This window comes from Halomonas sp. PGE1, assembly GCF_013000985.1.
In the GTDB taxonomy this organism is placed as follows: Bacteria; Pseudomonadota; Gammaproteobacteria; order Pseudomonadales; family Halomonadaceae; genus Halomonas; species Halomonas alkalicola.
On the sequence record NZ_CP053032.1, the window covers coordinates 3,353,294 to 3,369,982 of the forward strand.

12 protein-coding genes are annotated in these 16,689 nt (G+C 71.6%); 10 read left to right on the forward strand and 2 right to left on the reverse strand.

The features are described 5' to 3' along the window. The first annotated feature begins 65 nt into the window (after positions 1-65). The 5 genes from HIR79_RS15810 to HIR79_RS15830 all read left to right on the forward strand — a co-directional run bounded on the left by HIR79_RS15810 (position 66) and on the right by HIR79_RS15830 (position 6,360). Complete coding sequence (locus HIR79_RS15810; protein ID WP_169959055.1) at positions 66-1,463, forward strand: coniferyl aldehyde dehydrogenase; 1,398 nt, start codon at positions 66-68, stop codon at positions 1,461-1,463. A 122-nt stretch (positions 1,464-1,585) separates the two neighbouring features. Beyond that, the gene (gene edd / locus HIR79_RS15815; RefSeq protein WP_169959056.1) at positions 1,586-3,472 is read left to right on the forward strand and encodes a phosphogluconate dehydratase; all 1,887 of its coding nucleotides are present in this window, start codon (positions 1,586-1,588) and stop codon (positions 3,470-3,472) included. A 48-nt stretch (positions 3,473-3,520) separates the two neighbouring features. Beyond that, positions 3,521-4,486, forward strand: a complete 966-nt coding sequence (gene glk / locus HIR79_RS15820; RefSeq protein WP_169959057.1) for a glucokinase — start codon at positions 3,521-3,523, stop codon at positions 4,484-4,486. 21 nt (positions 4,487-4,507) lie between these two features. Then, positions 4,508-5,392: a D-hexose-6-phosphate mutarotase gene (locus tag HIR79_RS15825; RefSeq protein WP_169959631.1), complete on the forward strand. Its 885-nt coding sequence runs from the start codon at positions 4,508-4,510 to the stop codon at positions 5,390-5,392. Further along, entirely contained in the window at positions 5,389-6,360 is a 972-nt protein-coding gene (locus tag HIR79_RS15830; protein WP_169959058.1) for a carbohydrate kinase family protein, read from the forward strand. The genes HIR79_RS15825 and HIR79_RS15830 overlap by 4 nt, the downstream gene beginning before the upstream one ends. 7 nt (positions 6,361-6,367) lie before the next feature. Here HIR79_RS15830 and cra read toward each other — a convergent pair whose 3' ends face one another. Next, positions 6,368-7,369: a catabolite repressor/activator gene (cra, locus tag HIR79_RS15835; protein ID WP_169959059.1), complete on the reverse strand. Its 1,002-nt coding sequence runs from the start codon at positions 7,367-7,369 to the stop codon at positions 6,368-6,370. Between the two features lie 168 nt (positions 7,370-7,537). Between cra and fruB the strand changes: the two genes are divergently transcribed. The 3 genes from fruB to HIR79_RS15850 are packed head-to-tail and all read left to right on the forward strand — an operon-like array spanning position 7,538 to position 13,202. Further along, positions 7,538-10,483 (forward strand): fused PTS fructose transporter subunit IIA/HPr protein, encoded by a 2,946-nt coding sequence (gene fruB / locus HIR79_RS15840; RefSeq protein WP_169959060.1) that lies wholly within the window; start codon positions 7,538-7,540, stop codon positions 10,481-10,483. Then, positions 10,483-11,463, forward strand: a complete 981-nt coding sequence (gene pfkB / locus HIR79_RS15845) for a 1-phosphofructokinase (protein WP_169959061.1) — start codon at positions 10,483-10,485, stop codon at positions 11,461-11,463. Before fruB ends, pfkB begins: the two co-directional genes overlap by 1 nt. Next, positions 11,460-13,202, forward strand: coding sequence for a PTS fructose-like transporter subunit IIB (locus HIR79_RS15850; RefSeq protein WP_169959062.1), 1,743 nt, complete (start codon positions 11,460-11,462; stop codon positions 13,200-13,202). Before pfkB ends, HIR79_RS15850 begins: the two co-directional genes overlap by 4 nt. A gap of 203 nt (positions 13,203-13,405) precedes the next feature. Here the strand turns inward: HIR79_RS15850 and gap are convergent, their stop codons facing one another. After that, positions 13,406-14,428, reverse strand: a complete 1,023-nt coding sequence (gene gap / locus HIR79_RS15855) for a type I glyceraldehyde-3-phosphate dehydrogenase (RefSeq protein ID WP_169959063.1) — start codon at positions 14,426-14,428, stop codon at positions 13,406-13,408. 300 nt (positions 14,429-14,728) lie between these two features. On the opposite strand from gap, the gene pyk reads away from it, so the two are divergent. Together pyk and HIR79_RS15865 are read left to right on the forward strand one after the other, a co-directional pair. Then, the gene (gene pyk, locus HIR79_RS15860; protein WP_169959064.1) at positions 14,729-16,198 is read left to right on the forward strand and encodes a pyruvate kinase; all 1,470 of its coding nucleotides are present in this window, start codon (positions 14,729-14,731) and stop codon (positions 16,196-16,198) included. A gap of 4 nt (positions 16,199-16,202) precedes the next feature. After that, a complete protein-coding gene (locus HIR79_RS15865) occupies positions 16,203-16,682 on the forward strand; it encodes a methylglyoxal synthase (protein ID WP_169959065.1) in 480 nt (159 codons plus the stop codon). Positions 16,683-16,689 lie beyond the last annotated feature (7 nt).

Consider the following 16,689-nt stretch of genomic DNA (forward strand, 5'->3'; position numbering starts at 1 on the left):
AGAAGGCCTACATTGTGCCCAGTGCCCGAGCCCCCTTCCATCCTCATCGACACACGGAGACGTGCATGACCGATGCCCGCGAGCTGCAGGCGCAGTTCGATGCCCAGCGTCGCGCCTTCGCGGCCGAGCCCTACCCGACGCTTGCCACCCGCCGCGAACGCCTGGCCCGGCTGGCGACCCTGACCCGGCGCCACCGCGACGAGATCATCGCCGCCATCGGCGAGGACTTTGGCCACCGCGCCGAAGCCGAGAGCCGGCTGGCCGAGATCGCCACCGTGCTCCAGGCGGTGCGCCATGCGCGGCGCCACCTGCGCCGCTGGATGCGCCCCCGCCGCGCCGCCGTGCCCTGGCGGCTCCAGCCGGGGCGGGCCCGGGTGCACCGCCAGCCGCTGGGGGTGGTGGGCATCATCGCCCCCTCCAACTACCCCTGGAACCTCGCCTGGCTGCCGGCGGTGGACGCCCTGGCCGCCGGCAACCGGGTGCTGATCAAGCCCAGCGAGCACACCCCCGCCACCAGCGCGCTGATGGCGCGCCTGGCCGAGCGCTACTTCGACCCCGCCGAGCTCGCCGTGGTCCCGGGCGACGTGGAGACGGCCCGCGCCTTCTCGGCGCTGCCCTTCGATCACCTGCTGTTCACCGGCAATGCGCGCATCGGCCGCGAGGTAGCCCGGGCCGCCGCCGCCCACCTGACCCCCATCACCCTGGAGCTGGGCGGCAAGACCCCGGCCCTCATCGACCCCGATGCCGACCTGTCGCGTGCCGCCGAGCGCATCGCCTTCGGCAAGTGGCTCAACGCCGGCCAGACCTGCATCGCCCCCGACCACGTGCTGATCGATGCCTCCCGGCTCGGCGACTTCATCGAGGCGATGCGCCGAGTGGTCAAGGACTTCTACCCTCGGGGCACCGCCGGCAAGGACTACACCGCCGTGCCGGGAGAGCATCAGCGCGCGCGGCTCGAGGCCATGCTCGACGAGGCCCGCGACCACGGCTGCCGGGTGATCGCCCTGGGCGAGCGCGTCGAGCTCCCGGGCGGCGGGGCCAAGCTGCCGCCGACCCTGGTGATCGACCCCAACGAGGGCCTGGCCCTGATGCAGGAGGAGATCTTCGGCCCCTGGCTGCCGGTCCTCGGCGTGCGCGACTTCGATGCCGCCTTGGCCCACGTCAACGCCGGGCCGCGGCCGCTGGCGCTCTACGCCTTCACCGACGATGCCGAGCGGCGCCGCCGGGTGCTTGAGACCACCCACTCCGGCGGCGTGGTCTTCAACGACACCCTCTGGCACAACGCCGTTCCGGCCCTGCCCTTCGGCGGCGTGGGCGAGAGCGGCATGGGCGCCTACCAGGGCGAGGCCGGCTTCCTGCGCTTCAGCCTCGAGCGCAGCGTCTTCCTCCAGGCGCGACGCAACGCCGTGGGCCTGCTCAACCCGCCCTACCGGCGCTGGCTGCTCAGGCTGCTGGGGCTGTGACGGGCCGAACGGCACAAGAGGTAATAAAACTACAATTCCGCCCAAATACCGGCTAGGATGGCGGAGACTCCCGAGATTATTTTGGTAAACTTACCAAAAATACACAGAGACCGAGGTGCCCCATGGCCACGACGCCCCCCGCCCTGAACGCCACCGTTGCCGACGTCACCCGGCGCATCCGCGAGCGCTCCGCCGAGCGGCGCGCCCTCTACGAGGCGCGCATGGCGGCCCAGCATCGCCGCGGCGTGCACCGCGGCGAGCTCTCCTGCGGCAACCTGGCCCATGGCTTCGCCGCCTGTGGCGAGACCGACAAGGGGCGCCTCAAGCTGATGAACAGCGCCAACCTGGGCATTATTTCGTCCCATAACGATATGCTCTCCGCCCACCAGCCTCTGGAGACCTACCCGGCGATCATCAAGGCCGCCGCCCGGGCCATGGGCTCCACCGCCCAGTACGCCGGCGGCGTGCCGGCCATGTGCGATGGGGTCACCCAGGGCCAGCCCGGCATGGAGCTGTCGCTCTTCTCCCGGGAGGTGATCGCCATGGCCACCGCCGTGGCCCTCTCCCACAACATGTTCGACGCCACCCTCTACCTGGGCGTCTGCGACAAGATCGTCCCGGGGCTCTTCATCGGCGCGGCGCGCTTCGGCCACCTGCCGGCGCTCTTCGTGCCCGCCGGCCCCATGGAGAGCGGCCTGCCCAACAAGGAGAAGGCCCGCATCCGCCAGCTCTACGCCGAGGGCAAGGTGGGCCGCGACGAGCTGCTGGAGGCCGAATCGGCCTCCTACCACAGCCCCGGTACCTGCACCTTCTACGGCACCGCCAACTCCAACCAGCTGATGATGGAGATCATGGGCCTGCACCTGCCCGGCGCCTCCTTCGTCAACCCAGGCACGCCGCTGCGCGAGGCCCTGACCCGCTACGCCGCCGAGCAGGCGATTCGTAACAGCGAGCCGGGCGGCAGCTACCGCCCCTTCTACCGGCAGGTCGACGAGCGCGCCATCGTCAACGCCATGGTCGGCCTGCTGGCCTCCGGCGGCTCCACCAACCACACCCTGCACCTGGTGGCCATGGCCGCCGCGGCGGGGCTGACCATCACCTGGGACGACTTCACCGCCCTCTCCGCGGTGACGCCGAGCCTGACCCGCATCTACCCCAACGGCCAGGCCGACGTGAACCACTTCCAGGCCGCCGGCGGCATGAGCCTGCTGATCCGTGAGCTGCTGGGCGCCGGGCTGATCCATGGCGACATCCCCACGGTGTTCGGCAGCGACCTGACCGCCTACATCCGGGAGCCCTTCCTGGAGGAGGGCAAGCTGACCTGGCGCGAGGGCCCCGCCGATAGCCTCGACCGGGACGTGCTGCGCGGCGTAAGCGAGCCCTTTGCCCCCACCGGCGGGCTCACCGTGCTCGACGGCAACCTGGGCCGCGGGGTGATCAAGGTCTCGGCGGTGGCCGAGGAACACCGCCTGGTGGAGGCGCCGGCACGGATCTTCGAGGACCAGAACGAGCTCAAGGCGGCCTTCGAGGCCGGCGAGCTGGATCGCGACGTGGTAGTGGTGGTGCGCTACCAGGGCCCCAAGGCCAACGGCATGCCGGAGCTGCACAAGCTCACCCCCTATCTCGGCGTGCTCCAGGACCGCGGCTTCCAGGTGGCGCTGGTCACCGACGGGCGCATGTCCGGGGCCTCAGGCAAGGTGCCGGCGGCCATCCACATGACCCCTGAGGCCCTGGACGGCGGCCCCCTGGCGAGGCTGCGCGATGGCGATATCGTCCGCCTGGACGCCAATGCCGGCACCCTCGAGGTCAAGGTGGACGCCCACGCCTGGGCCGAACGCGAGCGCGCCGAGCCGCACCTGGAGCACTACCATCAGGGCCTCGGCCGAGAGCTGTTCGCCGGCCTGCGCCACCTGGCCAGCGGCTCCGAGCAGGGCGCTTCGGTGTTCGGCGGCTTCGAGGCCGACGACCTCGCCTGCCAGGTCGGGATGATCCACGACGAGGACGCCTGAGCCACTGCCATCGCGAGAAGCGCCAGGGACAGAAAGGACACATTGACGATGACACGACCCGCGTTGATCGGTGATATCGGCGGCACCAACGCGCGCTTCGCGCTGGTGACCCCGGGCGCCTTCGCGCCCCGCGATATCCTCGCCCTGCCCTGCGCCGACTACCCCGGCCTGGTGGAGGCGGTGCACGACTACCTGACCCGGGTAGGCGCCACCGGCGAACGGGCCCCACAGGAGGCCTGCCTGGCCTTCGCCTGCCCGATCCGCGGCGACCGGGTGACCATGACCAACAACCACTGGGCCTTCTCCCGGGCCGAAGCCCAGGCGGCGCTGGGGCTCACGCGCTTCAAGGTGATCAACGACTTCACCGCCCAGGCGCTGGGCGTGCCCCACCTGCCCGAGGCCGACCTGGTCGAGGTGCAGCCCGGCGAGGCGATTCCCCATGCGGCCCGGCTGGTGTTCGGCCCCGGCACGGGGCTCGGCGTCGCCGGCCTCTTCCCCGGCCGCCACGCCTGGATCCCGCTGCCCACCGAGGGGGGCCACGTCACCTTCGCCCCCACCGACGAGCGCGAGCAGAACCTACTGCGCCACTTCCGCAACCGCTACGGCCGGGTCAGCGTGGAGCGCCTGCTGTGCGGCCAGGGGCTGCTGGACCTCTACCTCGCCCACTGCTCGCTCAAGGGCGCCAACCCCGTGCACACCACCCCCGCCGAGGTCACCGCGGCGGCCGACAGCGACCCGCTGGCCCGTGATACCCTGCTGCGTTTTCTCAAGATCCTCGGCGACGTCTGCGGTGACGCCGCCCTGATGCTGGGCGCCCGCGGCGGGGTCACCCTGTGCGGAGGCATCCTGCCGCGGCTGCGCGACTGGCTGCCGCGAAGCCGCTTTCGCGAGGCCTTCGCCGCCAAGGGACGCATGGACGCCTACACGGCGACGATCCCCGTGCACCTGGTGACCGCCCCCTGGACGGGACTGCTGGGCGCCGCCGAGGCCCTTTACAATCCAGAAGTCGACTAACGCGATGGAAGAGGTCGAATGATGATTCCGCAAAGCCTGCGCACCCTGCTCGACGAGACCCGCGGCCAGCGCCGCGCCCACTGGGCCGGCCGCGAGCTGTGGCTGGCCAACGAGGCCTGGGGCGAGCTGGCCCTCTCCCTGCAGGGGGGGCAACTTCTCCACTTCCTACCGGCCGGTGACGGCAGCGAAGGCTGGCTGTGGGTGACGCCCACGCCCCAGGATCTCCCCGGTGCGATTCGCGGCGGCATCCCGCTCTGCTGGCCCTGGTTCGCCGACGATCGCTACGCCGACGAGTCCGAGGATCACAGCGGCCCCTTCCACGGCACCGCACGCCTCGCCGACTGGCGGCTGGACGCCGTGGACGAGCACGAGGAGGGGGTGGAGCTGCACCTCTCGCCCGAGACGCGCCTGCACAGCCAGCTCACGGCGCGCCTGGTGGTCCAGGCCAACGCCCGGCGCCTGCACGTGGAGCTGATCACCGAGCACGTCGGCGAGACGCCGGTGAAGATCAGCGGCGCCCTGCACAGCTACCTGGCGGTGCGCGACGCCTTCGCCTGCCGCGTCGAGGGGCTGGCCGGCGCCCGCTACCTGGACAAGCTGGCCGGCTTCGCCGACCGCGAGCAGCAGGGCGAGCTCGGCGTACGCGGCGGGCTCGACCGCATCTATCACAGCAACGCCGAGTTGACCCTGGACGACGGCGCTCGCCGCCTGCGCATCGCCCGCCAGGGCAGCGACTCCGCCGTGGTCTGGCACCCCGGCGAGGCGCTGCCCGAGGACACCCCCACCGAGGCCGGCCACCGCTTCCTCTGCGTGGAGTCCGCCAACACCCGCCTCGACCCGGTGTGGCTGGTGCCCGGCGCCCAGCACCTGCTGGGCACCACCCTCAGTCTGGCGCTGCCCGCATGATCCCGGTGATCGCCTTCGGCGAGGCCCTGGTCGACATGCTCTCCAGCCGGCTGGGCGATACGGCACAGGGCCACGAGACGTTCACGCCCTATGCCGGCGGGGCACCGGCCAACGTGGCCGTGGCCTGCGCCCGGCTCGGCGTGCCCAGCCGCTTCCTCGGCATGGTCGGCGATGACCGCTTCGGCGACTTCCTCGCGGCACAGCTGGCCGCCCACGGCGTCGACACCTCCGGGGTGGTGCGCACCCGCGAGGCGCGCACGGCGCTGGCCTTCGTCTCCCGCGATGAGCACGGCGAGCGCACCTTCGACTTCTATCGGCCGCCGGCCGCCGACCTGCTCTACCGCCTCGAGCACCTGCCCCAGGGCATCTTCGCCGCCCCCGCCATCCTGCACCTGTGCAGCAACAGCCTGACCGAGGCGGCCATCGCCGAGACCACCCTGGCCATGGCCGAGATGGCCCGCCGGGCCGGCTGCCTGATCAGCGTGGATGCCAACCTGCGCCACAACCTCTGGGCCGAGGGCGCCGCGGACATCGCGCTGGTCACCCGCCTGCTCGATCGTGCCGACCTGCTCAAGCTCTCCACCGAGGAGCTCGACTGCCTGCGCGCCGACCACCCACAGGACGCCTGGCTGGCCGAGCGCCTGGCCGCCGGGGTCAAGGCCATCGTGATCACCGACGGGCCCGGCGAGGTGCGCCTGCTGGGCGCGGGCCTCGAGCGGCGCGTGACGCCGCCGCCGGTCCAGGCGGTGGACACCACCGCCGGCGGCGACGCCTTCATCGGTGGCCTGCTGGCCGAGCTCGCCGCACATCTCGGCGAGGCAGGCACCGACGGCGACTGGCACCGCGACGCGGCGCTGCTGACCCGGGCCGTGGAGACCGCCTGCCGCTGCGGCGCCCACGCCGTGACCCGCCCCGGCGCCTACGCCGCCCTGCCGACCCGTGAGGACCTGGCGCGCCTCGAAGACTGACCCGCCGTCATGACACCCGCCGGCGATCCGGCCGCCGCCAGCGCAGCCGCCGGGCGATGACCGTCTCGCCCGGGCGATAGTCGCCGCGGGCCGCGGCCAGGGCGGCCTGCAGGGCCGTGGCAGCGATGCGCTCGTGGTCCTGCACCGCCGAGTTGACCGGCTGCGGCAGGAAGTCCAGCAGCCGGCTGTCGCCGAAGGTGGCCAGGCGCAGGCCCTGAGGCAGCCCGCCCTCCTCCAGCAGCACGTCGAAGACGCCGTCGAGCAGCGCATAGGAGGCCGTGACCAGGGCATCGGGCAGACCGTGGGCGTCGATCAGCTCGCGCAGCAGCCGTGCCCCCTCGTCGCGGTCATAGCGCTCACCGCTGGCGATGATTGCCCCGGCCTCGCTGTCCGCCAGGGCCCGCTCGAACCCCGCCCGGCGCTCCCGGGTGATGGAGATCCCCGGCACGGCATCCAGCCAGGCCACCCGTTTCACTCCCTCGCCCAGCACCGAACGGGTCAGCCGCTCGGCGGCCTCGCCGTCGTTGCTCACCACGCTGACGAAGCGCGAGGGATCGAAGCCCCGATCCACGGCGATGACAGGCAGGCCATCGGCCATCAGCTCGGCGTAGAAGGGATCGTCCGGCGGCAGGCAGCTGGCGGTGATCAACACTTCGCAGCGCTGGGCGCGCAGCGCCAGCGCCAGGTCGCGCTCGCTCTCCGGCCGATCATCTGAGCCGACGATCAGCAGCTGATAGCCCTGCTCCCGAGCGCCGCGCTCCAGCCGCTTGGCCAGGCGCGCATAGCTGGTGTTCTCCAGGTCCGGGACGATCAGCCCCAGGGTGCGACTCGAGCCACGCCGCAGTGCCGCGGCCTGGGCATCGACCCGGTAACGGTGCTTGCGCACCACGGCCATCACTCGCTCCACGGTCTGGGGGCTGATCCGCCGTTCCTCGGCCTTGCCGTTGATGACATAGCTGGCCGTGGTGCGCGAGACGCCGGCCAGGCGGGCGATTTCTGCGAGCGTCATGACGTTCCCTTGTGATGGAGGTGACACGATTCTACGCCACCCGCTACCGACCTGGCGCCCCGCCGAGATGCGACCAATGTCGTAGGCCGTCCGCCTTGCCATCTCAAGTGAATCGATCCAGCCTTATCGGCATGGTGACTCGATTCACTAACCCTCGAGACATTCCCGATGCTGACTCTGACACCCGACGACATCCTGCTCGACTGCCATGCCGATGACTGGCAGGCAGCGCTGGACCACGCCGCCGAGGCCCTACTGCAGGCCGGCCTCACGGCCGATGGCTACCGCGAAGGCCTGCACGCCCGCGAGGCCCAGTCCTCCACCTTCCTCGGCAATGCCATCGCCATCCCCCACGGCACCCCGGAGAGCCGCGAGCACGTCCGTGCCACCGGGGTGCGGGTGCTGCAGTTTCCCCAGGGCATCGACTGGCACGACGGCAATCGCGTCCATGTGCTGGTGACCATCGCCGCCCAGAGCGACGAGCACCTGGAGATCCTGCGCCAGCTGACCCATGTGCTGGACCGCGAGGGCATCTCCGAACGGCTGGCCGCCGCCGACTCCCGGGGCGAGATCGCCGGGCTGCTGTCGAAGACGGTGGTGGAGCCGCGCCTGGATGCCGACACCCTCTGCCTGGGCTTCCCCGCCCGGGACAGCCAGGAGCTGGCGCTGGCCGCCGCCGCCCGGCTGCGCCAGGCCGGCTGCGTGGAGAACGCCTTCGTCGCCACCGTGGCCGACCAGGCGCCTCGCGCCCTGGGCCAGGGCCTGTGGCTGGTGGCAAGCGACCTGGGGGTGACCCAGCCCGCCCTGGCGCTGGCGACACCGGCGCACCCGCTCAACATCGGGGACGCTGGCCTTGTCGGGGTCTTCTGCCTGGCGGCCCAGGGCGACGCCCATCACGGCCTGCTGGAGCGGCTCGTCACCCTGCTGGAGAGCGGCAGCGCCGGCGACCTGGCCGGCGCCGACGCCGCCACCGTGCTGGCCCGCCTGGCCGGCGAAACGGCGAGCGCTATCACCGCCACGGTGCGGGTGCTCAATGCCCACGGCCTCCACGCCCGACCGGCCAAGCAGCTGGTCCAGGTGGCCCGCGCTCAGGGCGTGTCGATCCGAGTGCGCCTGGCCGAAGGCAGCGGCCAGGCGGTCTCGGCCACCAGCCTGACCAAGGTGATCGGCCTCGGCGCCCGCCGCGGCCAGCCGCTGCTCTTCTCCATCGACGGCAGCGACCTCCCCGCCGACGCCGCCGAGCGTGCCCTGGCGGCCGTCTGCCGGGCGGTGACCGAGGGCCTGGGCGAGGCGGTCGCGCCCTTCGACGAGGGCCGCGAGCATCACCTGCCCGAGCCGGAAGTCATTATCGAGCCGCTGGTCGAGAACGAGCCCCAGACGGCGGTGGCCGCCTCCCCGGGCCTGGCCATCGCCCCGGCCTTCGTGCTGCGCCTGCCACGTTTCGAGTACCCCGAGCGCGCCGGCGACCCGGCCACCGAGAACCGTCGCCTGGACGCCGCCCTGCTCGAGGGTGAGGACCAGCTCGAGGCCCTGGTGCGCCAGGCCCGCGGTGGTGAGGTGGCCCAGATCCTCTCCATGCACGAGGAGATGCTCAAGGACTCCGAGCTGCACCAGGCCGCCCGCGAGGGCATCGCCGAGGGCGCCTCCGCCGAGGCCGCCTGGTGGCATGCCATCGAGACCGCCGCCCGCGCCCAGGAGATGCTCGCGGACCGGCTACTGGCCGAACGCGCCGCCGATCTGCGCGATGTGGGTCGCCGGGTGCTGGGCATCCTCTGCAACGTTGCGCTGCCCAAGCCGCCGGACAGCCCCTATATCCTGGTGGCCGACGACCTCGGCCCCTCCGACGTGGCCCGCCTGGACACCGCACGGGTCCGCGGCCTGCTCACGGCGAGGGGGGGCGCGACCGCCCATAGCGCCATCCTGGCCCGTGCCCTGGGCATCCCCGCCGCGGTTGGCGCAGGCGAGCGAGTGCTGACGCTTTCCAACGACACCCTGCTGATCCTCGATGGCGACCGGGGCCGCTATACCGTCGCGCCTTCCGAGGAGCGCCTGGCCAGTGCCGAACAGCGCCTGGCCGACCAGCGCCGCCGCGAGGCCGAGGCCTGGGAGGCCCGCCACCAGCCCGCGGCGACCCGCGACGGCCACCGCGTCGAGGTGGCCGCCAACCTGGGTAACACCGCTCACGCACAGGACGCCGTGGAGCGTGGCGCCGAGGGGGTGGGCCTCTTGCGCACCGAATTCATCTTCATGGCCCATGCGGCGATGCCCGACCTCATGACCCAGGTCGAGGAGTACCGCGAGGCCACCGAGGCCCTGGACGGCCGCCCCCTGGTGGCCCGCACCCTGGACGTGGGCGGCGACAAGCCGCTGCCCTACTGGCCGGTACCCAGGGAGGACAACCCCTTCCTCGGCCTGCGCGGTATCCGCCTGGCGCTGACCCGTCCCGAGGTGCTGGAGACCCAGCTGCGCGCCCTGCTGATGGCCGCGGCGCCTGCGGCAGAATCGGAACAAGCGCCTGCGGCTGGGGTCAAGGCGCCCGCGGCTGGGGTTGATAAAAAGTCCCGCCCGCTGCGCATCATGCTGCCGATGGTCAAGGACCTCGGCGAGTTCCGGCAGGCCAGGGCGATCTACGACCGCCTGCTTGAGGAGATTCCCGAGACCGAGCGCGCCACCGACGTCCAACTCGGGGTGATGATCGAGATCCCCTCCGCGGCGCTGCTGGCCCCGACGTTGGCCCCCGAGGTGGACTTCTTCTCGGTGGGCACCAACGACCTGACCCAGTACGCCCTGGCCATCGACCGCGGCCACCCCGAGCTCTCCGCGCAGTCCGATGGCCTGCACCCGGCGGTGCTGCGGCTGATCCAGCTGACCGTCCAGGCCGCCCACGCCCAGGGCAAGTGGGTCGGGGTGTGCGGCGAGCTGGCCTCGGACGCCACGGCGGTCCCGGTACTGGTCGGCCTCGGCGTCGACGAACTCTCCGTGAGCGCCCGCCAGGTGCCGCTGGTCAAGGCGCGGCTGCGCGAGTTCGACCTCGAAGAGGCCCGTGCCCAGGCCACGCTGGCGCTCGCCCAACCCACCGCCGAGGCGGTGCGTGACGCCCTGGAGGTGCGCTGATGGCCCGGATCCTCACCCTCACCCTCAACCCCGCCCTGGATCTGTCGATCGGCCTCGAGCGGCTCGTCCCCGGGGAGGTCAACCGCACCCGGGAGACCCATCTCGAGGCCGCCGGCAAGGGGGTCAACGTGGCCCGGGTGCTGGTCGCCCTCGGCCACGAGGTCACGGTGTCGGGCTTTCTCGGCGCCGACAACGACGGCCCCTTCCTGCGCGCCTTCGAGGCACTCGGCGTGGAAGACGCCTTCCTGCGCGTGCCCGGCGAGACCCGCATCAACGCCAAGCTCGCCGAGGCCGACGGGCGGGTCACCGATATCAACGGCCCCGGTGCCACCATCGACCAGGGAGCCTGGCAGCGGCTGCTGGCCTGGCTCGACGCCCGCCTCACCAACCCCGAGCGTCGCCCCGCGGCGGTGGTGATCGCCGGCAGCCTGCCCCCCGGTCTCTCTCCTGCGGGGCTCGCCGAGCTGATCGCCCACCTGCGCGGCAACGGCCTGCCGGTCTGGGTGGACACCAGCGGCGAGGCGCTCGGCCAGGCCATCGAGGCCCGTCCCACCGCGGTCAAGCCCAACGAGCATGAACTGGCCGACTGGGCCGGCCACTCCCTGGAGGGCTTCGAGGCGCGCCTCAAGGCGGCGCTCCGGCTCTACGCGGTCGGCGTCGAGGAGGCGCTGATCTCGGCGGGCCCCGCCGGGGTGCTGTGGGTCAGCGGCCGCGGCGCCTGGCAGGCGGTGCCGCCACAGCTCGAGGTGGCCAGCACCGTGGGCGCCGGCGATACCCTGCTCGCCGCCCTGCTCCACGGCGTGATCGAGGGCCACACCCCGGAGCAGACCCTGCGCCTGGCCACCGCGCTCTCCGCCGAGTCCGTCCGCCACCTGGGCGTGGGCAACCCCCGCGCCTCCGACTTCCCCCACCTCCAACAACAGACCCGCGTGCGTCGCCTCAACGATGTCGATGCCAGCGCGGGGGGAGCCATCGCATGAATGTCCTTATCGTCACCGCCTGCCCCAGCGGCATGGCCACCACCTTCCTTGCCGCCCGTCGCCTGGAACAGGCCGCCAGGCGCCTGGGCTGGTCGCCCAGCGTCGAGATGCACGGCGAGCTGGCGCCCCCGGCACCGCTCTCCGCCGAGGCCATCGCCGCCGCCGATCTGGTGATCGTCGCCGCCGAGCGGGTCCCGGCTCCCCAGCGCTTCGCCGGCAAGCCGCTGTTCCAGGCCGCCATCGACCAGGCGCTGCCCGACCCGGCGGCCTTCCTGGCCCGCGCCGAGCGCGAGGCGGCCCCCTTCACCCCACCGCAGGAGGCCGAAACCGAGGTCCCGGCCGCCGCCCCGGGCGGCGCCCGGATCGTGGCGGTGACCGCCTGCCCCACCGGGGTGGCGCATACCTTCATGGCGGCAGAGGCCCTGTCCGAGGCCGGCAAGGCGCTCGGCCACGAGATCCGCGTGGAGACCCAGGGCTCGGTGGGGGCCCAGGACAAGCTTACCGAGGAGGAGATCGCCGCCGCCGACCTGGTGATCCTGGCCTGCGACATCGAGGTGGACCCCACCCGCTTCGCCGGCAAGCGCCTCTATCGCACCTCCACCGGCAACGCCCTGAAGAAGGCCCAGACCACCATCGAGGCGGCCCTGGCCGATGCCGCGGTGGAGAGCGCAGACGCCTCCGCCAAGGGCGAGGCACCGAAGGGCGTCAAGGAGAAGGGGGTCTACAAGCACCTGCTCACCGGGGTCTCCTTCATGCTGCCGATGGTGGTGGCCGGGGGACTCTTGATCGCGCTCTCCTTCGTGTTCGGCATCGACGCCTTCGAGCAGGAGGGCACCCTGGCCGCGGCGCTGATGCAGATCGGCGGCGGCACCGCCTTCGCCCTGATGATCCCGGTGCTGGCCGGCTATATCGCCTACTCCATCGCCGACCGTCCCGGCATCGCTCCGGGCATGATCGGCGGGATGCTGGCGGCCAACATCGAGGCGGGCTTCCTCGGCGGCATCCTCGCCGGCTTCCTGGCCGGCTATGTGGCCCTGGCGGTGGCGCGCCACGTCAAGCTGCCGGCCAGCGTCGAGTCGCTCAAGCCGATCCTGATCATCCCGCTGGTGGCAAGCCTGGTCACCGGCCTGACCATGATCTACGTGATCGGCGAGCCGGTGGCGGCCATCATGGCCGGCCTGACCAGCTTCCTGGCCGGCATGGACGCCACCAACGCCGTACTGCTGGGCATCCTGCTCGGCGCCATGATGTGCTTCGACCTGGGTGGGCCGGTCAACAAGGCCGCCTACACCTTCGGCGTCGGCCTGCTGGCCTCCCAGACCTACGCCCCCATGGCGGCGATCATGGCCGCCGGCATGGTGCCGGCCATCGGCATGGGCGTCGCGAGCTTCGTGGCCCGGAACAAGTTCTCCGAGCCGGAGCGCGAGGCGGGCAAGGCCTCCTTCGTGCTGGGGCTGTGTTTCATCAGCGAGGGGGCGATTCCCTTCGCCGCCAAGGACCCGCTGCGGGTGATCCCCGCCTGCATCGCTGGCGGCGCGGTCACCGGCGCCCTCTCCATGTGGGTCGGCGCCCAGCTGATGGCCCCCCACGGCGGCATCTTCGTGCTGCTGATCCCCAACGCCATCACTCCGGTACTGCTCTACCTGGCGGCCATCGTGATCGGCTCGCTGATCACCGGCCTGGGTTATGCGGCGATCAAGCGCGGCGCCGCCCCGGTGGCGGTGGGCGCTGCCACCTGAGCCCTCACCGACGGCACCACCCAGCCACAGGGCCCGGGCACCAGCCCGGCCCTGATGCTGTGTTCCATGGCGCTCGACTGGCTGCCGGCCCCGCCCTCCGTGTCGCGCAGTGCGCCGGTCTCTCGCCCGGGCGCCGAACACGAGAACGCCGGGAGGTTCCCCATCCCGGCGTTCACTGCAGGACCCGGCGGCAGGCCGGCGGATCAGGCCGCGTCGCGCTTGGCGTCGCTCACCGCCTGCATCGCCAGGGCGGTATCCAGCATGCGGTTGGAGAAGCCCCACTCGTTGTCGTACCAGGCCATCACCTTCACCAGGCGACCGTTCACCCGGGTGTGGTTGGCATCGAAGGTGGAGGAGTGGGCGTCGTGGTTGAAGTCGATGGAGACCAGCGGCTGGGCGTTGACCGCGAGCACCGGGGAGGCCTCGGCGGCCCTGGCGACGATGGCGTTGATCTCCTCCCGGGTGGTGTCGCGACTCGCGGTGAACACCAGGTCCACCAGGGAGACGTTGATCACCGGCACCCGCACCGCCAGGCCGTCGAGGCGACCGTCGAGCTCCGGCAGCACCAGCCCGACAGCGGCGGCGGCCCCGGTCTTGGTGGGGATCATCGAGTGGGTGGCGCTGCGCGCTCGGTAGGGGTCGCTGTGGTAGACGTCGGAGAGGTTCTGGTCGTTGGTGTAGGCGTGCACCGTGGTCATCAGGCCGTTCTCGATGCCCACCGCCTCGTGGAGCGCCTGGGCCACCGGCGCCAGGCAGTTGGTGGTGCAGGAGGCGTTGGAGACCACCTTGTGCTCGGGCCGCAGCACCTCCTCGTTGACCCCGTAGACCACGGTGGCATCGGCATCCGGGCTCGGCGCGGAGATCAGCACCCGCCGGGCGCCGGCCGCGAGGTGCTTGGCGGCGGCGGCACGCTGGGTGAACAGGCCCGTGCACTCCATCACCAGATCGACGCCAAGCGACTTCCAGGGCAGCGCCGCCGGGTCGCGCTCGGAGAGGATGGCGATGCGATCGCCGTCAACGCGCAGGCTCTGCTCGTCATGCTCCACCGGGAAGGGGAAGTGGCCATGCACGGTGTCGTGGCGCAGCAGGTGGGCGTTGAGGGCGGGATCCCCCAGGTCGTTGATGGCCACCACCTGCACGCGGTGGCGATAGCCGTTCTCGTAGAGGGCGCGCAGCACGTTGCGCCCGATGCGGCCGAAGCCATTGATGGCAATCTTGAGGGTCATGGTTCTCTCCTCCCAGGCGGTGGCCCTGTTGTGATCTTGTCGTGGTCCGGGGGGAGCCGGTCGGCGGAGGTGGCGGCCGGTCGCCGCCCGACTTGCCCACGGGCTCGTCCTCTCCGCAATGTGCCTCAGCGGAGGGAAGGATTCAAGATTATTTTGGTAAGTTTACATTCATAACGCTTAAAAACTAACCATTATCTGGGAAATGACACTTATCACGAACCAGATCTCCGTCCGATTGGTAGTAAACTTACAGATAACCCGCTATTCTGGACACCCAGCCCCTTGCCCCAGGAGACCGCGATGTCGAGCCAGCCTCACCACTCCTCCATCCATGACCCCATCCGCCGCACCAAGATCGTCGCCACCCTGGGCCCGGCCAGCGACCGCGAGGGCGTGCTGGAGGCCATGATCGCGGCCGGCGTCGACGTCGTGCGCCTCAACTTCTCCCACGGCTCGGCCGACGACCACCGCCAGCGCCTGGTGCGGGTCCGCGAGATCGCCGACCGCCTGGGCAGAAGCGTGGCCGCCCTCGGCGATCTCCAGGGGCCCAAGATCCGCATCGCCCGCTTCGCCGAGGGCGCCGTCGAGCTCGCCGAGGGCGCCCCCTTCGTGCTCGACATGGCGCTCGACGGCAACGCCGGCACGCCGGAGCGGGTCGGCTGCGACTACCAGCAGCTGATCGACGACGTCGTCCCCGGCGACCGCCTGCTGCTCGACGACGGCCGGGTGGTGCTCGACGTCACCGCCATCCAGGGGCGCGAGATTCACACCCGCGTGGTGGTGGGCGGCAAGCTCTCCAACAACAAGGGCATCAACAAGCAGGGCGGCGGCCTCTCGGCCCCGGCCCTCACCGACAAGGACCGCGCCGACCTCGCCACCGCCGTCGCGATCGGCGTCGACTACCTGGCGGTGTCGTTTCCGCGCAGCGCCGCCGACATGGCCGAGGCCCGCGCGCTGCTCGGCGAGGCCGGGCGCGAGATCGGCCTGGTGGCCAAGCTGGAGCGCGCCGAGGCCGTGGCCTGTGAGGCGACCCTGGACGGCATCATCGAGGCCTCTGAAGCGGTGATGGTGGCTCGCGGCGATCTCGGCGTGGAGATCGGCGACGCCCAGCTGATCGGCATGCAGAAGCGCATCATCAAGCGCGCCCGCACCCTCAATCGGGCGGTGATCACCGCCACCCAGATGATGGAGTCGATGATCGAAGCGCCGCTGCCCACCCGGGCCGAGGTGTTCGACGTGGCCAACGCCGTGCTCGACGGCACCGACGCGGTGATGCTCTCCGCCGAGACCGCCGCCGGGCGCTTCCCGGTGGAGACCATCGAGGCCATGGACCGGGTCTGCCTGGGCGCCGAGCGGGAGAGGGTCGCCCAGGCCTCCGGCCACCGCATCCACGAGGGTTTCTCGCGCATCGACGAGACCATCGCGCTCTCCGCCATGTACGCCGCCAACCACCTCTCGGGCGTGGCGGCCATCGCTTGCATGACCTCCACCGGCTACACGCCGCTGATCGCCTCGCGCATCCGCTCCGGCCTGCCCATCGTCGGTCTCGCCCACAGCCCGGTGGCGCAGCGGCGCATGGCGCTCTACCGTGGGGTGGTCTCGCTGCCCTTCGATACCCAGGACATGGCCCCCACCGAGCTCAACGACCGGGCGCTGGCGCTGCTGGTGGAGAAGGGCATCGCCGCCCCCGGCGACCACGTGATCCTGACCCGCGGCGACCACATGAACGCCCACGGCGGCACCAATACCCTGAAGATCCTCGAGGCGTAACACCATGAGCGACCCACGTCCGCAGCACACCGTGACCCGCACCCTGCCCGCCCGCAAGCGCATCGCGCTGGTCGCCCATGACGGCAAGAAGGACGAGCTGCTGGCGTGGGCGGCACGCTGGCAGGCGACCCTGGCCCGCCACGAGCTGACCGGCACCGGCACCACCGCGGGTCGGGTGGGCAAGGCGCTGGGGCTCCCCGTGAAGGGACTGCTGAGCGGACCGCTGGGCGGCGACCAGCAGATCGGCGCTCTGATCGCCGAGCAGCGGCTCGACCTGCTGATCTTCTTCTGGGACCCCTTCGCCCCCCAACCCCATGATCCCGACGTCAAGGCGCTGCTGCGACTCGCCGCCCTGTGGAACATCCCCGTGGCCTGCAACGCCGCCAGCGCCGACTTCCTGATCAGCTCGCCCTGGCTGGAATCGGCCTACGAGATGACCATTCCCGACGCCAGCGCCTGGGTCTCGACCCGCAACGCCGACTGACACTCCC